Source organism: Marinobacter flavimaris, assembly GCF_002933295.1.
In the GTDB taxonomy this organism is placed as follows: domain Bacteria; phylum Pseudomonadota; class Gammaproteobacteria; order Pseudomonadales; family Oleiphilaceae; genus Marinobacter; species Marinobacter flavimaris.
Genome location: NZ_PSSW01000003.1, coordinates 322,300 through 340,629, shown reverse-complemented (window position 1 = coordinate 340,629; position 18,330 = coordinate 322,300). Strand labels below are relative to the sequence as shown.

At 57.3% G+C, this 18,330-nt stretch carries 24 protein-coding genes; 8 read left to right on the top strand and 16 right to left on the bottom strand.

What is annotated here, in order from left to right; all coding sequences use genetic code 11:
* Positions 1-55 precede the first annotated feature (55 nt).
* Complete coding sequence (locus MDHKLMBL_RS07600) at positions 56-1,063, top strand: LLM class flavin-dependent oxidoreductase (protein ID WP_062783072.1); 1,008 nt, start codon at positions 56-58, stop codon at positions 1,061-1,063.
* Here the strand turns inward: MDHKLMBL_RS07600 and MDHKLMBL_RS07595 are convergent.
* Complete coding sequence (locus MDHKLMBL_RS07595) at positions 1,060-1,611, bottom strand: glutathione peroxidase (protein WP_041645966.1); 552 nt, start codon at positions 1,609-1,611, stop codon at positions 1,060-1,062. The two genes, MDHKLMBL_RS07600 and MDHKLMBL_RS07595, sit on opposite strands and share 4 nt — an antisense overlap.
* Positions 1,612-1,750: 139 nt before the next feature.
* Here MDHKLMBL_RS07595 and MDHKLMBL_RS07590 point away from each other — a divergent pair, with 139 nt between their 5' ends.
* From MDHKLMBL_RS07590 to MDHKLMBL_RS07570, 5 genes are all read left to right on the top strand, one after another.
* Positions 1,751-2,290: a YqiA/YcfP family alpha/beta fold hydrolase gene (locus MDHKLMBL_RS07590; RefSeq protein ID WP_425269228.1), complete on the top strand. Its 540-nt coding sequence runs from the start codon at positions 1,751-1,753 to the stop codon at positions 2,288-2,290.
* Between the two features lie 141 nt (positions 2,291-2,431).
* Positions 2,432-3,460, top strand: coding sequence for a TRAP transporter substrate-binding protein (locus MDHKLMBL_RS07585; RefSeq protein WP_053113805.1), 1,029 nt, complete (start codon positions 2,432-2,434; stop codon positions 3,458-3,460).
* A gap of 108 nt (positions 3,461-3,568) precedes the next feature.
* On the top strand, positions 3,569-4,162 hold the full coding sequence (locus MDHKLMBL_RS07580; RefSeq protein ID WP_008177210.1) for a TRAP transporter small permease: 594 nt from the start codon (positions 3,569-3,571) through the stop codon (positions 4,160-4,162).
* A gap of 35 nt (positions 4,163-4,197) precedes the next feature.
* On the top strand, positions 4,198-5,481 hold the full coding sequence (locus MDHKLMBL_RS07575) for a TRAP transporter large permease (RefSeq protein ID WP_104270497.1): 1,284 nt from the start codon (positions 4,198-4,200) through the stop codon (positions 5,479-5,481).
* Positions 5,482-5,519: 38 nt separating this feature from the next.
* Entirely contained in the window at positions 5,520-5,960 is a 441-nt protein-coding gene (locus tag MDHKLMBL_RS07570; protein WP_014579184.1) for a universal stress protein, read from the top strand.
* A 26-nt stretch (positions 5,961-5,986) separates the two neighbouring features.
* Here the strand turns inward: MDHKLMBL_RS07570 and MDHKLMBL_RS21160 are convergent, their stop codons facing one another.
* The 15 genes from MDHKLMBL_RS21160 to MDHKLMBL_RS07510 all read right to left on the bottom strand — a co-directional run bounded on the left by MDHKLMBL_RS21160 (position 5,987) and on the right by MDHKLMBL_RS07510 (position 16,388).
* Entirely contained in the window at positions 5,987-6,496 is a 510-nt protein-coding gene (locus MDHKLMBL_RS21160) for a GGDEF domain-containing protein (RefSeq protein ID WP_241956194.1), read from the bottom strand.
* The gene (locus MDHKLMBL_RS21155) at positions 6,480-6,788 is read right to left on the bottom strand and encodes a hypothetical protein (RefSeq protein WP_241956193.1); all 309 of its coding nucleotides are present in this window, start codon (positions 6,786-6,788) and stop codon (positions 6,480-6,482) included. Before MDHKLMBL_RS21155 ends, MDHKLMBL_RS21160 begins: the two co-directional genes overlap by 17 nt.
* Before the next feature lie 33 nt (positions 6,789-6,821).
* A complete protein-coding gene (locus tag MDHKLMBL_RS21150; RefSeq protein ID WP_053113798.1) occupies positions 6,822-7,124 on the bottom strand; it encodes a hypothetical protein in 303 nt (100 codons plus the stop codon).
* Between the two features lie 122 nt (positions 7,125-7,246).
* Positions 7,247-7,639 carry a thiol-disulfide oxidoreductase DCC family protein gene (locus MDHKLMBL_RS07560; protein ID WP_227507868.1) on the bottom strand — a complete coding sequence of 131 codons (393 nt, stop codon included), beginning with the start codon at positions 7,637-7,639 and terminating at the stop codon, positions 7,247-7,249.
* Positions 7,618-7,926 carry an antibiotic biosynthesis monooxygenase family protein gene (locus tag MDHKLMBL_RS07555; RefSeq protein WP_053113794.1) on the bottom strand — a complete coding sequence of 103 codons (309 nt, stop codon included), beginning with the start codon at positions 7,924-7,926 and terminating at the stop codon, positions 7,618-7,620. The genes MDHKLMBL_RS07560 and MDHKLMBL_RS07555 overlap by 22 nt, the downstream gene beginning before the upstream one ends.
* 63 nt (positions 7,927-7,989) lie before the next feature.
* Entirely contained in the window at positions 7,990-8,331 is a 342-nt protein-coding gene (locus MDHKLMBL_RS07550) for an ABC transporter permease (protein WP_227507867.1), read from the bottom strand.
* Positions 8,313-8,885 carry an ABC transporter permease gene (locus MDHKLMBL_RS07545; protein ID WP_241956192.1) on the bottom strand — a complete coding sequence of 191 codons (573 nt, stop codon included), beginning with the start codon at positions 8,883-8,885 and terminating at the stop codon, positions 8,313-8,315. Before MDHKLMBL_RS07545 ends, MDHKLMBL_RS07550 begins: the two co-directional genes overlap by 19 nt.
* Entirely contained in the window at positions 8,882-9,325 is a 444-nt protein-coding gene (locus MDHKLMBL_RS07540; RefSeq protein WP_053113792.1) for a TOBE domain-containing protein, read from the bottom strand. The genes MDHKLMBL_RS07545 and MDHKLMBL_RS07540 overlap by 4 nt, the downstream gene beginning before the upstream one ends.
* A 21-nt stretch (positions 9,326-9,346) precedes the next feature.
* Positions 9,347-9,505 (bottom strand): hypothetical protein, encoded by a 159-nt coding sequence (locus MDHKLMBL_RS21145; RefSeq protein ID WP_162490507.1) that lies wholly within the window; start codon positions 9,503-9,505, stop codon positions 9,347-9,349.
* Positions 9,506-9,613: 108 nt separating this feature from the next.
* Positions 9,614-10,654: an extracellular solute-binding protein gene (locus tag MDHKLMBL_RS07535; RefSeq protein ID WP_014579176.1), complete on the bottom strand. Its 1,041-nt coding sequence runs from the start codon at positions 10,652-10,654 to the stop codon at positions 9,614-9,616.
* Complete coding sequence (potC, locus tag MDHKLMBL_RS07530; protein WP_041645956.1) at positions 10,651-11,421, bottom strand: spermidine/putrescine ABC transporter permease PotC; 771 nt, start codon at positions 11,419-11,421, stop codon at positions 10,651-10,653. Before potC ends, MDHKLMBL_RS07535 begins: the two co-directional genes overlap by 4 nt.
* On the bottom strand, positions 11,421-12,278 hold the full coding sequence (gene potB / locus MDHKLMBL_RS07525) for a spermidine/putrescine ABC transporter permease PotB (RefSeq protein WP_041645954.1): 858 nt from the start codon (positions 12,276-12,278) through the stop codon (positions 11,421-11,423). Before potB ends, potC begins: the two co-directional genes overlap by 1 nt.
* Positions 12,271-13,392, bottom strand: coding sequence for a spermidine/putrescine ABC transporter ATP-binding protein PotA (gene potA, locus MDHKLMBL_RS07520; protein WP_088558365.1), 1,122 nt, complete (start codon positions 13,390-13,392; stop codon positions 12,271-12,273). The genes potB and potA overlap by 8 nt, the downstream gene beginning before the upstream one ends.
* A 141-nt stretch (positions 13,393-13,533) precedes the next feature.
* Positions 13,534-14,604, bottom strand: a complete 1,071-nt coding sequence (locus tag MDHKLMBL_RS07515) for a TRAP transporter substrate-binding protein (protein WP_199185492.1) — start codon at positions 14,602-14,604, stop codon at positions 13,534-13,536.
* Between the two features lie 107 nt (positions 14,605-14,711).
* A complete protein-coding gene (locus tag MDHKLMBL_RS07510; RefSeq protein WP_104270496.1) occupies positions 14,712-16,388 on the bottom strand; it encodes a methyl-accepting chemotaxis protein in 1,677 nt (558 codons plus the stop codon).
* 226 nt (positions 16,389-16,614) lie between these two features.
* Here MDHKLMBL_RS07510 and MDHKLMBL_RS07505 point away from each other — a divergent pair, with 226 nt between their 5' ends.
* Both MDHKLMBL_RS07505 and MDHKLMBL_RS07500 read left to right on the top strand, forming a co-directional pair.
* Positions 16,615-17,967, top strand: a complete 1,353-nt coding sequence (locus tag MDHKLMBL_RS07505) for a CHAD domain-containing protein (RefSeq protein WP_104270495.1) — start codon at positions 16,615-16,617, stop codon at positions 17,965-17,967.
* Positions 17,951-18,325, top strand: coding sequence for a thiol-disulfide oxidoreductase DCC family protein (locus MDHKLMBL_RS07500; RefSeq protein WP_104270494.1), 375 nt, complete (start codon positions 17,951-17,953; stop codon positions 18,323-18,325). Before MDHKLMBL_RS07505 ends, MDHKLMBL_RS07500 begins: the two co-directional genes overlap by 17 nt.
* Positions 18,326-18,330: the final 5 nt, after the last annotated feature.

Here is an 18,330-nt window from a genome sequence, read left to right as displayed (position 1 = left end):
CCGGCAGACACCATGTTTTCTATCTCTCGAATTCCACTTTTACTGCGGGAGCTCCATGCCTGACTGTCCAGATTACTCGCTGCTCGAACTGGCCTCCGTCCGCGAGGGCGATTCGGTAGGCACCACGCTTGCCAACAGCGTGGCCTATGCCCAACGGGCCGAGAAACTCGGTTTCAAGCGCTTCTGGCTGGCCGAGCATCACAACATGGAAGGCATCAGCAGTTCCGCGACGTCTGTCCTGATCGGACACATCGCGGGTAAAACAGAGTCTATTCGGGTCGGTTCCGGTGGTGTCATGCTGCCCAACCACCCGCCACTGGTCATTGCCGAGCAATTCGGAACACTGGAGAGTCTGTACCCGGGGCGGATTGACCTTGGACTGGGCCGCGCGCCGGGCACTGACCCGGTGACCGCGCGGGCCCTGAGGCGCGACGGTCTGGGTGCTGAACAGTTTCCTGAGGATGTCGCCCGGCTTCAGTCCCTGCTTGGCCCCCTGCAGCCAGGACAGCCCGTGAAGGCCATTCCCGGCGCGGGCACCAATGTGCCGCTCTGGCTGCTGGGATCAAGCCTTTACAGCGCCCAGCTGGCCGCCATGCGCGGTCTGCCCTATGCCTTCGCCGGACATTTCGCACCCCGGCTCTACAGGGAAGCGCTCAAAGTTTACCGCGACAACTTCCAGCCCTCGGAAACACTTGAACAACCCTATGCCATGCTTGCCCTGCCAGCCGTTCCGGCCGATTCCATTCAGGAGGCAGAGTTTCTTGCTACCACCAGCTACCAGCGCATTCTCGCCCTCTTCCGCGGACAACCGCTGTGGATGAAACCGCCTGTAAACAGCATGGACGGGCTCTGGAACGCGGGCGAGAAAGCCAGTGTGAAGGATTTTCTGGGTCTGCAATTGCTTGGCGATGCCGAAACGATCGGGAGACAGCTGCGGCAGATTCTCTCGGACATTGAGGTCGAGGAGCTGATGTTCACGGTGGATATCTACGACCCCGAGAGGCGCCGGCATGCGCTCGACATCCTGGCGCAAACCAGAAATGCCGGGCTGGCATTGTCCTAAAGCACAGATTCCACCGCGTCGATCAGCTCCGGATCCTGTGGGCGCACCCGGCTCGGAAAGGAGTCGACGACCGTGCCGGAACGGTCAATCACATACTTGGTGAAGTTCCAGCGCGGGGGTTGGCTCTGCTCATTGATGGCCCGGAACACCGGGTTGGCCTCGGCCCCGGTCACCGCTCCCGGTGCGATCATGGTGAAGGTCACTCCGAAGTTCTTGAAACAGACGGTGGCCGCCTCGGCTTCGGAATCTGCCTCCTGCCGGAAATCGTCGCTGGCGAAGCCGACCACAACCAGCCCTTTCTCCGAATACTGTTTGTGCAGGGCCTCGAGCCCCTCGAACTGCCCTGTGTATCCGCAACGGCTGGCGGTGTTGACCACCAGCATGGGTTTGCCAGCCGCGAGATCACAGAGGTTTACCGTGTCTGTTGAGTGAAGCTTGCGTTGTTCATGATCGAGAAACGCCGGACAACTGTCCGCCATGACCACCTGCGCTCCTGAAAGACCGAGAATCAAAGCGGTGATTATCAGACCTCGTTTTACCTGTTTCATGGATCCGGATTCCCTGTTCAACTAGGTTGATGTATACGCCGCAACCGGACCGATGGCTCAGCCAGCACGGTGGACAGAGCAGGCCCTGCCGCTCATCATTCAGGTGATTAAAGCGTTCAGCACCGGAGCAACATTCATCATGACAGACACCCCGATCCACGTCTTCCTTTCCCACGGCCTGGAGAGCGGCCCCGGCAGCACCAAGATCCAGGCCATGAAAGCCGAGGCCGAAACCTTTCCGGGCATTCAGGCCCACGCCATTGATCACAGCAGCACCCGGGATCCAGCGACACGGCTGGCCCAGATGCGCGAGGCAATGGCTGAATGCAATGCCAAGCCGGAAAACACCATCCTTGCCGGTTCCAGCATGGGTGGCTGGGTCTGCGCCCAGACATCCTCGGAAACGCCTGTTCTGGGATGCTTCATGCTGGCGCCAGCCCTGGCGATGGCCCGGTATCCCCAATCCAGCCCGCTGATCCAGGCGGACCACCGTCAGATCATTCATGGTTGGGATGACGACGTGGTAGCGGTAGCGCCGGTGCTTGATCTGGCCCGTGATCAGGGCCTTCCGATTCTGGTCCTGCCGGATGGGCACCGACTGGAAAACAGTCTTGATCGGGTCGTCAGTGAGTTCCGCGAATTCCTTCAAACCTGCCTTTCAGATATGAATCGACCGTGAATTCATGGACTTGCGAAACCGACAAAACCTCCGTTGCTAAAATGATTGTTTTGGCCATTTTCTTGCGAAAACCGCTTTGTTTTGCCAGTCTTTATTAATGTAACAATACATTACGGTAAAAACACGAACGGAGAAAACCCGATGAGCAGCATGAGTAAGTTCAAGAAACTGGCCGGAATTTCAGCGTTCGCGTTCGCTGCGATGACCATGGCGAACTCTGTAAACGCCGCTAACTGGCGCTATGCGCACGAAGAGTACGAAGGCGACGTTCAGGACGTATTCGCGTACAAGTTCAAGGAATACATTGAGGACAACTCTGACCACACCCTGCAGGTATACCGTTTCGGCGAGCTGGGTGAGTCTGACGACATCATGGAGCAGACCCAGGCAGGCATCCTGAACTTTGTTAACCAGTCACCCGGCTTTACAGGCTCCCTGATTCCGGAAGCGCAGATCTTCTTTATTCCTTACCTGATGCCGACCGACATGGATACGGTGATCGAATTCTTCCGCACCAGTAAAGCCATCAATGAAGACTTTCCGGAGCTTTACGCAGAGAAGGGACTGGAGCTTCTCAAGATGTATCCGGAAGGGGAAATGGTTGTAACGGTTGATGAGCCGGTCACCCAGCCCGAGGACTTCAACAACAAGAAGATCCGGGTCATGACCAACCCGCTGCTGTCAGAAACCTATTCTGCCTTCGGCGCGACACCGACCCCGCTGCCCTGGGGTGAAGTCTATGGTGCGCTGCAGACCAACATGATCCAGGGGCAGGAAAACCCGATCTTCTGGATCGAGTCCGGCGGTCTTTATGAAGTGTCCCCGAACCTGGTCTTCACCAAGCACGGCTGGTTCACCACTGCCATGATGGCCAACCAGGATTTCTATAATGGCCTGTCTGACGCCGACAAGAAACTGGTTCAGGACGCTGCAGACTTTGCCTTTGAAGAAATCATTGTGCACATCGACGGTCTGGCTGACGAAGCCCTGGCCAAGATCCAGAAAGCCAGCGATGAAGTCACCGTCACCCGTCTGAACGACGAACAGATCGAAGCCTTCAAGGCCCGTGCGCCCCAGGTGGAAGAGAAGTTCATCGAAATGACTGGCGACAGTGGCAAAGAACTGCTGAACCAGTTCAAGGCAGACCTGGAAGCAGTTCAGAACAATTAAGACTAGTGGAACCACTCCCGCCGGCTCTGGCCGGCGGGCAGCTGTGCTAACCCCGCCCCGCCGGGGATTCCCTACCGGCAGGGAGCGACATGCTCTGGAGCAGACCCCATGTCCGAGAATTCCCCGGATCTTGAAGACGACACCGGCACCTACGAGTCCGGCCTGCCCGGATTTCTGGGGACCATCGATGAAATCATTGCCAAGGTCGAGGCGTTCATGCTGGCCGCTGGCGTCATCCTGATGGCAATCAATACCTGTGTGAATGTCATTGCGCGGTATGTATTCGGTGAAGGCCTCTTTTTCTCAGGTGAAATCAACCGGATCCTGATTATACTCATCACCTTTGCCGGCATTGGCTATGCAGCCCGCCACGGCAGGCACATCCGGATGTCCGCAATCTACGACGCACTGCCAGTCAAGGGCCGCAAGGTTTTGATGATCATCATCGCCCTGTTCACGTCTCTTGTGATGTTCTTTCTTTGCTACCACTCCTTCGGATACATCGAAACTCTTTACAGTCGTGGGCGTATTCTGCCCGCCCTGGGCTTTGAGATCTGGTGGATTTATATCTGGGTCCCGATCGGTTTTGCCATTACAGGTATTCAGTACCTCCTGACGGCCATCAAGAACTTCACCAGCAAGGATGTTTATCTTTCCACTGGGGTTGTCGACGGCTACGCGGATACAGAATCGGAAGTATGAACCCTGCAGCTGACGTTAAGGAAGGATAGGAAATCATGGCAACTATAATGATGTTGATCATGATCGGGTTGCTGCTGCTGGGCTTCCCGATGATGGTTCCGCTGATCACAGGTGCGGTGGTCGGCTTTGTAATGATGTTCGATGGCTTCGGCCAGATGGGCACCTTCGTCCAGCAGATGATGGGCGGTATCCGGCCCGCCTCACTGATTGCTGTGCCGATGTTTATTCTGGCGGCGGACATCATGACCCGCGGTCAATCCGCTGACCGGCTGATCAACATGGTCATGGCGTTCATCGGCCACGTAAAAGGCGGTCTGGCCATCAGCACCGCCACTTCATGCACCCTGTTCGGTGCTGTGTCCGGGTCTACCCAGGCCACGGTCGTGGCTGTTGGCTCCCCCCTGCGGCCAAAACTGCTGAAAGCCGGCTATTCGGATTCGTTTTCGCTGGCACTGATTATCAACTCCAGCGACATTGCCTTTTTGATCCCGCCCAGCATCGGTTTCATCATCTACGGGGTTATCTCCGAGACCTCCATTGCGGAACTGTTCATTGCCGGTATCGGGCCTGGCATCATGATTTTGATCATGTTCTCGATCTATTGCCTGATCTACGCCCATGTCAACAAACTTCCCACCGAGGAGAAGTCCACCTGGGGCCAGCGAGCCGTGGCCATGCGGGAGGCCTTATGGCCACTGTTCTTCCCGGTCATTATCGTCGGCGGGATCTACGGTGGCATCTTCAGCCCGACAGAGGCGGCGGCCGTCTGCGTGCTCTACGCTTTCCTGCTGGAATTCGTGGTGTTCCGATCACTGAAGCTTGCTGACATCTACCGGATTGCAAAGTCCACCGGCCTGATCACCGCAGTCGTGTTTATCCTGGTCGCCGTGGGCACCGGCTTCTCCTGGATTATATCCTTTGCCCAGATTCCCCAGGCGATTCTCGATTCAGTCGGGATCAGCGACATGGGACCGGTTGGCGTGATGATTACGATCTGTGTCGCCTTCTTTATTGCCTGTATGTTCGTGGATCCGATCGTGGTGATTCTGGTGCTTACACCAATCTTCGCGCCAGCAATCCAGGCTTCAGGCCTGGACCCGGTCCTGGTCGGTGTGCTGATCACCCTGCAGGTGGCCATCGGCTCGGCGACACCGCCGTTCGGCTGTGACATCTTCACTGCCATCGCGATTTTCAAGCGCCCCTACCTGGAGGTTATTCGGGGCACGCCGCCGTTCGTATTCATGCTGATAGCTGCTGCCGGGCTTTTGATTGCGTTCCCGCAAATAGCATTGTTCCTGCGCGACCTGGCCTTCAGGTGATCTGACCACCCTGGAGGGTGAATACAAAGGAGAGCGACATGTTCAAACGGATTCTGGTGGCAGTAGACGGTTCAATGACCTCCTTCGAGGCCTTGAGCAAGGCTATTGAGCTGCAAGAACTGACGGATGCAGAGATCTACCTGCTTTGCGTGTACAAGCATCACAGCCTCTTTGAGGCATCCCTGTCGATCGGACGGCCGGCTGAAATGGACATCCCGGATAAAGTGCTTTCGGAGTACGCCAAGGATGTGGTGAATCACGCGAAACAACTGGCTGCGGAGCGCGGCGGCAAAAACGTCCGCGGCTTCGTCAAGGCCGGCAAACCATCAAGAGTCATTGTGGAGTTCGCGAAAGAGAAGGGTGTGGACCTGATCGTCATCGGTACCAAGGGTACGCACAGTGACAAGGATGGCCTGTTTCTGGGCAGTGTTTCACATCGGGTAGCATCTCACGCGAAATGCCCGGTTCTTGTGGTGTGACCGTTCAACCAGAGACTTCGACCCGATTACGACCGGCTGACTTGGCGCGATAGAGCGCCTTGTCTGCCAGGGTCAGAAGCTGCAACGGCTTCGCACAGCTGGTTTGCCTTGTCCCTGGCGGCTTCCGATGTTGCCCCCGGCATGACCACCACAAACTCCTCACCGCCATACCGGCAAACAATATCACTCTCCCGGAACTGGTTCTGGAGGATGCCTGCAACTATCTTCAGGGCGTTGTCCCCGGCTTCGTGGCCGTGGGTATCATTAAATCTCTTGAAGTGGTCAATATCGACAATCAGCAGGGATAACGGCAAGTCGTTGCGCTGGGCGACGGCGCTTTCGTGCTCGAAAAGCTGATCGAAGTAGCGGCGGTTCTTGAGCCCGGTGAGCGCATCCTCGTAGGAAAACTTCTGCAGCTCCTCCAGCAGGAGTACACCCTCTGTCAGGTTGCCCGCGCTGGCCCACTCCACGTTCACCCAGAAGCACAGAGTGGCGCTTTCGATGTTTCTATCGCCCCTTTCAGCACCAGCACCCAAATAACCACCACGGCCAAAGAGAACAGAAGCATGTCCCAACTGACCGGGACCCGGCGGCCAGGTAATCCCACATCAAAGGCTTGTACGCAATCAGCAGACTGGCCTGGCTTTCCGAGACCAGCATCGGGGCGGAAGCCAGGGTAAACAGCGAGATACCTGCAAAGGTTTTCTTTTCTGTTTGCGGCAGCGCAAAAATGATGGCCAGCAATGCGATCAACGTGGCAAAGCCTGCGATCACCAGAGCTTCGAGGGAATTCTTGAGGATGTATAACACCAGATCCGGGTGGTCCATGATGGAGACTTCACCCCACAGACCGATATCCGTCTAGTTGGAGAAGATCCGGAAGTACACCGGTTTGCCTTCGTAATTCTCGGGCAGCACGATTTCATGCCAGGGCCTGCCTTCGAAGCGGCCACGCCCGTCAGCGTTGAACTCTCCGTACTGGTAGATTTTTTCACCCTCGAGCCAGACCTGAACAATGAGATCGACACTGAAGATGTAGAGGACGGGCTCCTGCCACTCGCCGGTTGGCAGGGTGACCCGGAACCAGACGTTTTCACGTCCTTCACGGCCGGGTGGATTGGAGGGGAAACCAATGCTGTTCCATTTTTCGGGTGCATCCTGCAACACCCACTTCGGGATACCATCGTTGGTGAAAGGTGAGTCACCCCAGCGGTATTCCCAACCCTGAGTTTTGTAACGATTAGCCCAGATTATAGCCCAGTCCCTGCGAAATCCGGAGCCCTCTGTCAGGGCATCCGACCGGTGCGCTCAAGACGGTTCGTCACCATACGATGATAAAGCCGGCTGAGCAGGGGCCGGATCACCGGCAGGCTGATAATCCATGCCAGAGGTTTGAGCAACGGCACGCGCGACATCAGCAGGATGTAGGCATCCAGCTCACTGTGGATATGGCCGTTCTGGTCCTCCACGTGCAGCTCCTTGAGCGCCATATCCGGGTCGATACCCCGGGCTTTCAGTTCTTCATCCCGACCCGTAATATCCACCCACTCAACCTGATCGGCAGCCCGGCCCGCCAGGCGTTCGTACTGGCGCCGGTCCCGCCGACAGCTGGGGCAGGCTCCATCGTAGAAAACACGAAGGGTATTGCCGCTCTCTGTCATTGCGGCCTCACCACCCATTCCGGGTCCTCAAACTCACCAATGGGTTTGATATCCACAAACGGCGCAGCACTGCGAATGATAGCGGCCACCTCAGGGTTATGCTGCCCTTCCATGGCATCCCGCTGTTCCTTGCTCTCCCAGGAGGCGATGGCAATCAGGGTGTTGGGGTCGCCAATCTTGCGGTGCAGCTCTGTACCCCGGGCTCCGGGCGCCTGCTGGATAATTTCGCTCGCTCTTACCCAGGCATCCGCGTATTCCTCCGCCGTGTGGCCTTCCCGGATATGCACTTCGAAAATAAACTTCATGAGACCTCCCGGCGACTGCCAGTCCAATCCGGTCGCGTTATCCCGTGATTGCGGCGAACACCGTTAACGTGAGGAGCGGCCCATCACCAGCAGCGCCAATAGCGCAGAGCCCACCATCAGCAACAGTGCCACCGCATTGAGCACGGGCGTCGACCCTTCCCGAAGGCGATTGAACAGGGCCACCGTCAACGGTGTATCACTACCTGTCAGCATAACGGTGGTATTGAAGTTTTCAAATGACATCAGGAAGGCCATGGCGGCGGCTCCGAAAATAGACGGCAAAAGCCAGGGCAGAGTCACGGTAAACCAGGCCACCAAAGGCGTGGCGCCCAGATTCAGGGCGGCTTCTTCCAGCTGGGGGTCGAACTTGCGCAGGCGGGCGGGAATCACCAGCGGCAGCAGCATGAGCAGGTACAGGACTTCCTTGCCCCGAAACTGTACCCGTTCAAACAACACGGCATTAACACACCCCAGGGCACAACGATTTCGCGCAGCACCGTGCCGTGGCCGCCACCCAGGTCGTAGCCGGCTTCGACCAGGTTCTCATCCATGCCATCGAGGGTTGTCACCAGTGGCACCGCCATGAACAGAAGGCCGTTGTACACCAGGCCGATGATGACCGCAACGTCGTTGTGGAGCATTTCCACCGGACCATCGACCCAGCCCAGTGCCTGTAGCCAGGAACTGAACAGGCCGCTTTCACGCAGCAGAATCATCCAACCGTAAGTACGCACCAACTCACTGGCCCAGAACGGAATCAGGCAGGCCAGAAACAGAATGCCTTTCGAACAGCCTCTGGCAAGACGGGCAATGTACCAGGCAATGGTGTCCCAGCTTTCCCGGACCTGGAACGATACCCGGAGCATCTGGAGATGGGGCAAGATCACCAGCAATACGATCCAGAGCAGGAACGGAGTGAGCAGCAACCAGAGGGATAATCGACTGACCGACGACCTCACAGACTCTCGGCTCCAAAAACCCTGGCCAGGGCCGGATTCCAGGCCAGCCGGATTGAACTGTCGGCAGACAGCCTGGGTGCCGAGCCATCCTGAGGCAGGCGGGCGTATACCGGTTGCCCACAGTTCTCTGCCTCGACCCGGCTGTTGGCCCCATCGAACAGGGTGGTGCGCACTTTCGCCTGCATCGATGAGAAGCCGGCACTGAGCGCATCCCCAGACAGCACCAGGGATTCGGGCCGGATATACAGTTCGGCCCGATGGCCGGTTCGAAGATTGTCCGATGCCACCCTGCCCTGAACCAGCACACCATCATCCAGACGGATTTCGGCCAGATCAAACCCCGCCCCGCCTGTGGCGCGGAGCTTGGAAATCATGTCTTCATTGTTGGAGAGGGTCACCTGTACATCGATGCCGGTCTCCTCCTCAAACTGGGCGACCACATCATCCGGGGCGTAGCCACCTCAGGTGATCAGGCGCAGATCTTCGGCCAGCGTGGTGCCGGAAAAACTGGCGGTGGCAAGGGCTGCAGACAGCAAAAAAAAGCACGGTTCAGTGTCGAACGAGAGGGCATGATCATAACGTGTCCTTACTGGTGGCAATTCCAGAAGTTTGCTAACCATTTGTTATCAGGAAGTAATAGACCATGTATTGCAGTTTTGTGAAACCCGGCGCAAAAAAACGGAGGCCGCAGCCTCCGTTTTCAGTGGTGCCATGAAGTATCGACGCGCTCAACGCCCGGACTTCAACATCTCCCAGTACTTGGCATAGACCTGCAGGGCGTCGTCACCGATGTCGGTCTGGAACTCGGCATTGATCATGTCGGTGGCGTTCGGATAGCTTGCCCGGTTATTCGCAACTTCGTCCGGCAACAGGTCCCTCGCCGCCAGATTTGGTGTCGCATAACCAATCTCCTCGCTGATCAGGGCGGAGATTTCAGGTTGCAGCACGAAACTGATGAACTGATGGGCCGCTTCCGGATTCTTGGCGTTTTTCGGAATAACGAAGCTGTCCAGCCAGGCAATGATACCCTCTTCCGGATAGACATATTCGAGCGACTCCATGGTGTCCTTGCCCATCACGGCCTCGCCGTTCCAGATCATGCCCACGTCGGCCTCACCTTCCAGGTAGGGCATGCGGGGCGCATCGGAATTGAAGGTGCGAACCGAAGGCATCAGCTCGGCAAGCTTTTCATAGGCTGCCTCGATCTCGTCCGGATTGGTGCTGTTGCCGGAATAGCCCAGCACCCGCAGGCCAACGTGGAAAACTTCCCGCATGTCGTTGGTGAGCATCACCCGGCCATCGAAGCGATCTTCCCACAGGTCTTCCCAGGCAGTAACCGGCTCACCTTCAATATCTGCAGTATCCACGGCCAGCCCCGTAGTGCCCCACAGATAAGGCACCGAGAATTGGTTCTCCGGGTCGATATCCAGGTTCACCAGCTCCGGATCCAGGTTATCGAAGCCCTCGATCTTACTGCGATCAATCGGCAGCAGCAGGTCTTCCTGGCGCATCTTGCTGACGTAGTAGGTCGACGGCACCGCAAGGTCATAAGCCGCACTGTCATCCAGCAGCTTCAAACGGGCATACATGGCCTCGTTACTGTCGTAGGTGGTGTAGACCACCTGGATGCCGGTTTCCTCGGTGAAACGGTCGAGGACTTCCTGAGGCATATACTCAGACCAGTTATAGAGGTTAAGAACCTGGGGCTCCTCGGAACTGCACCCCGTTAACCCCACCGCCAGCAAGCCGGCAAGTGCCAGTTTCTTCATCGTTTGCTCCTTATCAGAATCCATTGAGACAACATCAGCATAACCAGTGAAAACACCAGCAACAGTGTGCCCAGGGCATTCACCTCGGGTTTCAGGCCCACGCGCACCATTGAGTAGATGCGAAGGGGCAGAATTTCATAGCTGGGGCCACTGACAAACGTACTGACCACCACATCATCGAGGGACAGTGTAAACCCTAGCAGCCAACCTGCCAGTAACGCCGGCATGATCACCGGGATCAGCACGGTGCGGGTCATCGTGAAATCAGAAGCGCCCAGGTCCCGGGCGGCCTCGGGCAGGCTCTCATCGAAACCGCTCAACCGGGCCATCACCGTGATCACCACAAACGGTAGACAGAAGGTGACATGGGCCAGCAGCAGGGAAACGTAACCCAGCTGCAGCCCTACCAGAAGGAACAGGGCCAGCAGGGAGATCGCCAGGACAATCTCCGGAGACATCATCACCACAAACAGCATGCCGTTCAGCAGCTTTTTGCCCCGGAACCGGTACCGGTGCAGGGCCAGGGCGGTCAGGGCACCTATCACCGTGGACACAGTGGCGGCAGACAGCGCCAGCCAGAGCGAATTCCACATGGCGGTGACCATGGCCCGGTTGTTAAACAGCGACTCGTACCAGCGCAGGCTGAGGCCACCCCAGGCATAGCCGGTGCGGGACTCGTTGAACGAGAACACCACCAGCACCACGATGGGAACATAAAGCAGGAGGTAGACCAGTGTGAGATAGGTTCGGGGCAGCCACTTTGTCATCACGCGCCCTCCTCACCGATACGCCGCTTGCTCAACCGGTGGGCAAACATGAGAAACGCCATGGTCACGGTCAGCACGATGCTGGCGGCGGCCCCGAAAGGCCAGTTGCGGGCATCGAGGAACTGGTTCTTGATCACGTTGCCTACCAGCAGGTTTCTCGAACCGCCCAGAATATCCGGAACGAAGAACAGGCCCATGGCCGGCAGCAAGACCAGCATCACGCCGGCCAGCACTCCGGGCAATGTGAGCGGAACTATTACGTGCACAAAGGTGGAAAGCCGACCCGCGCCCAGATCATGAGAAGCCAGCAGCAGCTCCTGCTTCAGATCCTCAAACACCGAATACAGTGGCAGGATCATGAACGGCAACAGCAGATACACCAGGCCAATGATGACTGCGCCCTCGGTGTAAAGCAGCTGTAGCGGCTCATCGATAAGCCCGATCGACATCAAGGCGCTGTTCAGCAACCCATTGGTGGCGAGGATCAGCTTCAGTGCGTAGGTGCGCACCAGAGAGTTGGTCCAGAACGGCACGATCAGAAGGAAGATCAGGACCAGCTGACGTTGCTTGCCCACTTTGGACAGGGCCCAGGCAAACGGATAGCCAATCAGCAAACACACCAGCGTGGTCATCGCCGCCATGTACAGGGAGTGCAGGAAGACGTCCAGATACAGCGGATCAAACAGCTGGCGATAGGCATCCAGGTTCAGGGGCAGCGACAGAAACGAGACCGGGTCACGGGTCATGACACTGGCGCCTACCACCAGTAGATTCGGCGCCAGTACCAGGAACAGGAGCCAGCCCCAGACCAGAATCAGGACAGCGTTTTTGAACGGCTGCTGCATAATGCTATGCATCGGCCGGCAGTTCCTCTTCGCTCCTCTGGCTGGCTTCTTCTGGAAGCAGCCATTCCCAACCATCAACCCAGCTGACTTTTACGGGCTCTCCAAGCCGGTAATCAAACGCCGGGTCATCTTCATCAAAGAATTCACTGGCCAGAACTTCGGTGCCATCGGCGAGATGGATGACCGAATCCAGCGTGCTGCCCTTGTAATTGCGCTCGACAATCTTGCCTGCGACGCCGTTCTCGTCGTCAGGGTCGAGAACGCGGATATCTTCCGGTCGCAGCAGGACATGCAGGGACTGCTCGGCCTGCACCGGAAAATCCGGACGACGCAGTGTTCGCTTGAGGCCAAACACATCCACCGTAATGGAACCGTCCTGAACCGACTCAACGGTGCCCGGAAAAAAGTTCGTCTCACCCACAAACCGCGCGGTGAACAGATTCGCCGGTCGCTCATAGACTTCCCGGGGCGTTCCCAGTTGCTGAACGAGGCCATCCTTGAGCACCACCACCCGATCCGACATCGACAGCGCCTCTTCCTGATCGTGGGTCACAAAGACAAAGGTGATGCCGAGCTCCCGCTGCAGTCGCTTCAGCTCCACCTGCATGGTGCGACGCAGTTTGTAATCGAGGGCCGAAAGGGGTTCATCCAGCAGTAGCAGGCGTGGGCGTTTGACCACCGCGCGGGCAATGGCGACCCTCTGCTGCTGTCCGCCGGACAACTGATGGGGTTTGCGCCGGGCAAAATCCTGCAACTGCACCATGGCCAGGGCTTCATCGACACGCTGGCGAATCTCGTCCTTGGGACGTTTTTCCATCTTCAGGCCGTAGGCCACGTTGTCGAACACTGACATGTGGGGGAACAGCGCGTAGTGCTGGAAAACGGTATTCAGCGGCCGGTTTTCCGGGGCGGTGTGAGTGAGATTTTCTCCCGCCAGGGTAATGGTGCCCTCGTCAGGATGCTCAAAGCCCGCCATGAGGCGCAGCAGCGTAGTCTTACCGCAGCCGGAAGGCCCCAACAGGGTAATGAACTCGCCGTCGTAGATCTCAAGATCCAGACCGTCGAGCACCGTTTTGCCACCGAATTGCTTGGAAAGATTGCTCAGGGATAGCAGTGTCTGTTTCATCGGCGCTGCCCAAAGAATGAGCGGCCTATTTTTCCAGAAACCGACGCAAACAAAAAGGGGCGCCGGAGTATTACAGCCCCGGCGCCCCTTTGACTGACAAAGCCCTCAAGCCTTCGACGGGCTCTCAGGTATTGTCAGGCTTCAGTCTTCAGCCACACTGTTCAGATAGGCCTTGTCGGAAATGTTGGTCCACTGACGAACCTGCTTGAGGTAGTCACGCTGTGAATCGATAATTTCCTTCGCAAGCGGATCTTTCTCAGCGGCTTCGGCCAGCAACCGGTTAGTGGTGCTGCGCAGGGCATCAATGACTTCCGGCGGGAATACCTTGTGAGTCACATCCGGATAGTCTTCTTTCATGCGATCCCAGGCGACACCACTCTGGTGGGTGCTCTGGATGTACATGTCATAGGCAGCGGTGCGCATGGAAACCCGCAGGATCTCCTGCAGATCCTTTGGCAGCTCTTCCCAGGTCTTCTTGTTGATCAGGAACTGGACTTCCGCGCCCGGCTCCTGCCAACCCGAATAGTAGTACTTGGCGATCTGATGAAAGCCCATCTGGAAATCGAGGGCAGGGCCGACCCACTCAACGGCGTCCACGGTGCCACGCTCGAGGGCAGTATAGAGCTCACCTGGCGGCAGGTTGGTCACGGCAACGCCCAGTTCAGACATAACCTCGCCGGCAAAACCGGGGGTGCGCATCTTCAGGCCCTTGAGGTCTTCAAGGGAGTTAATCTCCTTGCGGAACCAGCCACCCATCTGATTACCGGTATTACCACCCGGGAAGGAGAGCATGCCGTAGGGCTCATACACCTTCTGCATCAGCTCCATGCCCTCACCGTGGTAGAACCAGGCGTACATCTCGGGCGCGATCAGCCCGAACGGAATGGTGGTGAAGTACATGGCGTTCGGGATAGAGCCCTTGTAGTAATAGGACGCGGTATGGCCCATGTCGTACTGGCCATTGCGCACCAGATCAAAAATCCCGAAAGGCGCCTTGTGCTTGTTGGACGGATCTATGCGAATCTGCAAGCGGCCGTCTGACATGGTTTCTGCCATGTCCGCCATATGCTGAACTGTCTCTCCCAGTACCGGAGAGTTGGGCCCCCAGGTTTGCGCAAGGCGCAAGGTATAGTTTTCCTCGGCCACCGAGGACACGCTGAACGCAGTAGCCGCAGCGGCCACGGCCGCAAGCAGTGTTTTCCGGATTGTCATTGTGTTGGCTTCCATTATTGTTGGTATGAAAACAGGTATTTCTTTCGCGTAACCATCATAGCTTCCTCATGGTGTTCCGCCAATGGGCAGACCACCATGAGCCAATATCAGACCTTGAACTGCCCTACCAGCTCACGGAGGCTCTCACCCAAGCGCGCCAGTTCGTGGCTGGCCTCGTTGGTCTGGGTTACGCCAGTGTCACTGCGCTGGGCAGCATCAACGATCCGCACGACGTTCTGGTTAATCTCTTCGGCCACCTGGCTTTGTTGCTCCGAGGCTGTTGCGATCTGGGTTACCTGATCATGGATCTTGCCAACCGAGGTTTCGATGGTTCGCAGCGAGCTGGTTGCATGATTGATCCTTTCGACCGTTTCCGTTGAGCGGTTGCGTGATTTGTTCATCCGCTCCACCGATGCCTTGGATTCAGTCACAAAGCCGTCAATCATGGTACGAATCTGATCAGCGGACTCGGCGCTGCGCTTTGCAAGCTGGCGCACTTCATCAGCAACCACCGAGAACCCACGGCCATGCTCGCCGGCCCGGGCTGCCTCAATGGCGGCATTGAGAGCCAGCAGGTTGGTCTGTTCAGTCACCGCATGGATGACATCCAGCACCTGCTGGATCTCATCGGATTTTTCCGCAAGGGCGTTGATACTGCGGGCTGTGTCCTCGATCTCCTCGGACAGCTTGTTCACCGCGCCCTGGGCACTGCTGATGGTTTCACCACCCTCACGGGCCATGCGGTCGGCATCCGAGGCCGAGCTCTCAACCTCATTGGCATTACCGGAAATCTGCTGGATGGTCGCGGCCATTTCATTGATCGCAGAGGCAATCTGGTCAGTCTCGGAGCCCTGCTCCTGAACCGAGGCCCGGGTTTCATTCGCGACCCGGCTGAGCTCTTCGGCCGCGGACGCTACCTGATCCGTAGTGGCGCCAACTTCGCGCATGGTGTCCTGGATCTTGACGACAAAGGCATTGAAACGACGACCGAGCTCGGCCAGCTCGTCGGTACCCTCATCCGGCAACCGCTGGCGGAGATCGCCCTCACCATCAGCAATTTCCTGCATCATGTTACTGACGTTCTTCAGCGGCCGGGTCACGCTACGGCCAACGAATACGCCGATCACCAAAGCGATTACGACAACCACAACCGTCACCAGAAGGATAAAGCCCAAGGCCTCCGCCATGCCCGCCTCAATGTCCTCGCGAGCAGCAGCGACCTGCCGGTCAATATCGGTAATGTAGACACCAGCACCGATCATCCAGTCCCAGTCCGGGATAATGGTGGAATAGGACATCTTGGGTTCTTCATTGCCGGAGGCAGGGTTCATCCAGTCATAGCCGTAGAAGCCCTCGCCGCGGGCAGCGGCGAACAGATCGGCCACCAACCCCCTGACAACCGGATTCTTGGTCGGTCCTTCCTTGGAAGGGTCCGGAGCATAGGCCAGGTTGTATACATCCCTGGTGTAGGCGAACACGTAGTTCGTCTCATCAAAACGGATCGAGCGCAGGCGCGCCGCTGCCGCCTCCTTCGCTTCCGCCTCCGTCATCGATGGGTCATTCTTGGCCTCCAGAACCACGGCCTCTGCGGCATCAATGAGGTTCTGTAAACCAGCCTTCCGTGCTTCGAGGAGGCTGTTCTCAAGACGCTTGAGCTCATCTTCACCATTGGCCTGAATCTGACTGGCGGTGATCCACGCCAATGTTGCCGCCGTGACGAGTACCGGCACAAGCACCGCCACCAGCAAGCGCGTGCGTATTTTCACTTTGCTCAAGACATTCATCTTTCCGAACTCTCCAGGGAATTTCCGTTGGTGAGGATTATCCACGGACCACTCAGAGTGATCTGTTCCAGTTTGTTAAGGCAGGTTTCAGCAGGCGCACTGATTCGCCAAGCCGCCTGCCAACGGACAAACCTTCCACCATTATTTTCAGCTAGGTACAGTAACGGCAGTAACCCGATTGTCTTGAGCGGGAATCAGACTGAAGGATCACTACGAAGGTAGGCCAATGAAGCACCTGTTTCTGGTACGCCACGCCAAGTCCAGTTGGGCCGATGAATCACTTTCTGACCGGGAACGCCCCCTCAATGCGCGGGGTGTCAGCCAACTGGCCCCATTGGGAAATGCCCTGAAATCTGTCGGCGCGTTCGAAGGCGAGATATACAGCAGCAACGCCAGGCGGGCCGTCGCGACACTTCAAGGCATACTTCCCGACACAGTCGCAGCCGAGCGCTGCCATACCCTGAGTGAGCTGTATACCTTCGACTATCGGCGACTACTCGCATGGCTTGAAGAGCAGGCAGACGCCCCACAGATTACCCTGGTCGGCCACAACCCGGCGTTACTGGAACTGGCCCAGTCGCTCCTGAAGCAGCCCCCGGAACAGCTACCCACCGCCAGCGTTATTCACATCCGGCTTTCGATCAAACACTGGCGCCAGATTGGTCGCGGCAAGGGCAAACTGGTGACTCTGATAACGCCACAGGATTACAGCTACGCCCACTGCGAACGAAAGCTTAAAAAGAGAGCCAGAACCGCGGGGGACGATCCTGCAAGGGACATTCCCAAGGCCCTTCACCATCAACTCGATCGGCTAAGGCAACTGGAACGGGGCGTCGCCCTTGGCCTGGATGACGAATTTCTGCACCAGTACCGGATTGCGATTCGACGCAGCCGTGCTATCGCCGAATCGGTTCAGGACGTGACTGCTGACAAGTCGCTGGCCAAGGGGGTTAAAACCCTGAAGCGCCATGCAAGGGCAACGGGCCCACTGCGCGACCTTCACGTGTTTCTTCAGGACCTGCCGGAACTTTGCGCAGATGACGCGGAAATTCGGGCAGCCTTGCAGATCTGGTTCGAGCGCGAAGCCGCCAGCCATCATGAAAAGCTGGCAAAGCGACTGAAAAGCAAGCGCTACCGGGACAGCCTGGAACACTGGCGCAATCTGATTGATTCGCGAAAGTTTCAGAAATTGGCCGCAACACTCCGGCCGAAAGACATCCGAAGGGCCGTGGAACGTCGTATCAAGGAGTTCAATAAACGCACTGCCGAGCTGATGCATACTTCACCGGATGAAGATATCCATCGGCTGCGCAAGCAACTCAAACGAATCCGTTACCTGATGGAACTGGATGCAAAAACCTGGAAGCGCAACCTGAAAACGTTAAAGGAGCGGCAAGAGCTCTATGGCCGGTTCCAGGATCTGCACGTTCAGATTTTGCTTCTCGACCAGTTCCGCCAGGCGGCGCCAGAGGTACTGCCAGCCGCGCTCAATGGGATCGTGGAAACGCTGGAAGACCACAAGGCGAACGCCCGGAAACAGATTCTGACCCTTGGAGGACTCGATGGAGCCCCGTTATGACACCCTGTTTTACGACGGACAATGCCCTCTTTGCGCCAAAGAGATCCGCACCCTGCGCAAACTCCAGCGTGGCAATCTGATCTTTGCAAACATCCATGAACAGCGTGAAGGCAGCGCCAACCTGCCAAGTCACGAAGCCCTGCTCAGGCGCCTGCACCTGATGACCTGGACCGGCGAGTGGGTCATCGGTCTGCCCGCAAATGTTCGCGCCTGGTCCCACACGCCCTTTGGTTTTCTGTTCAAACCCCTGCTGTGGCCAGGTATCTTCCAGGTGGCCTCGCGCATCTACGGGAAATGGGCAGACAAACGCTATGAGCGTAAATACGCCTGCGCCATCGGAGATAACGAAACCGCTTAGTCATG

Bases quoted from the DNA above. Each gene is read 5' to 3' on its own strand.
- MDHKLMBL_RS07585 (WP_053113805.1), top strand. From the start codon at position 2,432: ATGAGCAGCATGAGTAAGTTCAAGAAACTGGCCGGAATTTCAGCGTTC.
- MDHKLMBL_RS07595 (WP_041645966.1), bottom strand. From the start codon at position 1,611: ATGAAACAGGTAAAACGAGGTCTGATAATCACCGCTTTGATTCTCGGT.
- potB (WP_041645954.1), bottom strand. From the start codon at position 12,278: ATGCATAGCATTATGCAGCAGCCGTTCAAAAACGCTGTCCTGATTCTG.
- MDHKLMBL_RS07590 (WP_425269228.1), top strand. From the start codon at position 1,751: ATGACAGACACCCCGATCCACGTCTTCCTTTCCCACGGCCTGGAGAGC.
- MDHKLMBL_RS21145 (WP_162490507.1), bottom strand. From the start codon at position 9,505: ATGGTTAGCAAACTTCTGGAATTGCCACCAGTAAGGACACGTTATGAT.
- MDHKLMBL_RS07580 (WP_008177210.1), top strand. From the start codon at position 3,569: ATGTCCGAGAATTCCCCGGATCTTGAAGACGACACCGGCACCTACGAG.
- MDHKLMBL_RS07600 (WP_062783072.1), top strand. From the start codon at position 56: ATGCCTGACTGTCCAGATTACTCGCTGCTCGAACTGGCCTCCGTCCGC.
- MDHKLMBL_RS07575 (WP_104270497.1), top strand. From the start codon at position 4,198: ATGGCAACTATAATGATGTTGATCATGATCGGGTTGCTGCTGCTGGGC.
- potA (WP_088558365.1), bottom strand. From the start codon at position 13,392: ATGAAACAGACACTGCTATCCCTGAGCAATCTTTCCAAGCAATTCGGT.
- MDHKLMBL_RS07515 (WP_199185492.1), bottom strand. From the start codon at position 14,604: ATGACAATCCGGAAAACACTGCTTGCGGCCGTGGCCGCTGCGGCTACT.
- MDHKLMBL_RS07560 (WP_227507868.1), bottom strand. From the start codon at position 7,639: ATGGGTGGTGAGGCCGCAATGACAGAGAGCGGCAATACCCTTCGTGTT.
- MDHKLMBL_RS07535 (WP_014579176.1), bottom strand. From the start codon at position 10,654: ATGAAGAAACTGGCACTTGCCGGCTTGCTGGCGGTGGGGTTAACGGGG.
- MDHKLMBL_RS07550 (WP_227507867.1), bottom strand. From the start codon at position 8,331: ATGCTGCTGCCGCTGGTGATTCCCGCCCGCCTGCGCAAGTTCGACCCC.
- potC (WP_041645956.1), bottom strand. From the start codon at position 11,421: ATGACAAAGTGGCTGCCCCGAACCTATCTCACACTGGTCTACCTCCTG.
- MDHKLMBL_RS07570 (WP_014579184.1), top strand. From the start codon at position 5,520: ATGTTCAAACGGATTCTGGTGGCAGTAGACGGTTCAATGACCTCCTTC.
- MDHKLMBL_RS21155 (WP_241956193.1), bottom strand. From the start codon at position 6,788: ATGGACCACCCGGATCTGGTGTTATACATCCTCAAGAATTCCCTCGAA.
- MDHKLMBL_RS07500 (WP_104270494.1), top strand. From the start codon at position 17,951: ATGGAGCCCCGTTATGACACCCTGTTTTACGACGGACAATGCCCTCTT.
- MDHKLMBL_RS07510 (WP_104270496.1), bottom strand. From the start codon at position 16,388: ATGAATGTCTTGAGCAAAGTGAAAATACGCACGCGCTTGCTGGTGGCG.
- MDHKLMBL_RS07505 (WP_104270495.1), top strand. From the start codon at position 16,615: ATGAAGCACCTGTTTCTGGTACGCCACGCCAAGTCCAGTTGGGCCGAT.
- MDHKLMBL_RS07555 (WP_053113794.1), bottom strand. From the start codon at position 7,926: ATGAAGTTTATTTTCGAAGTGCATATCCGGGAAGGCCACACGGCGGAG.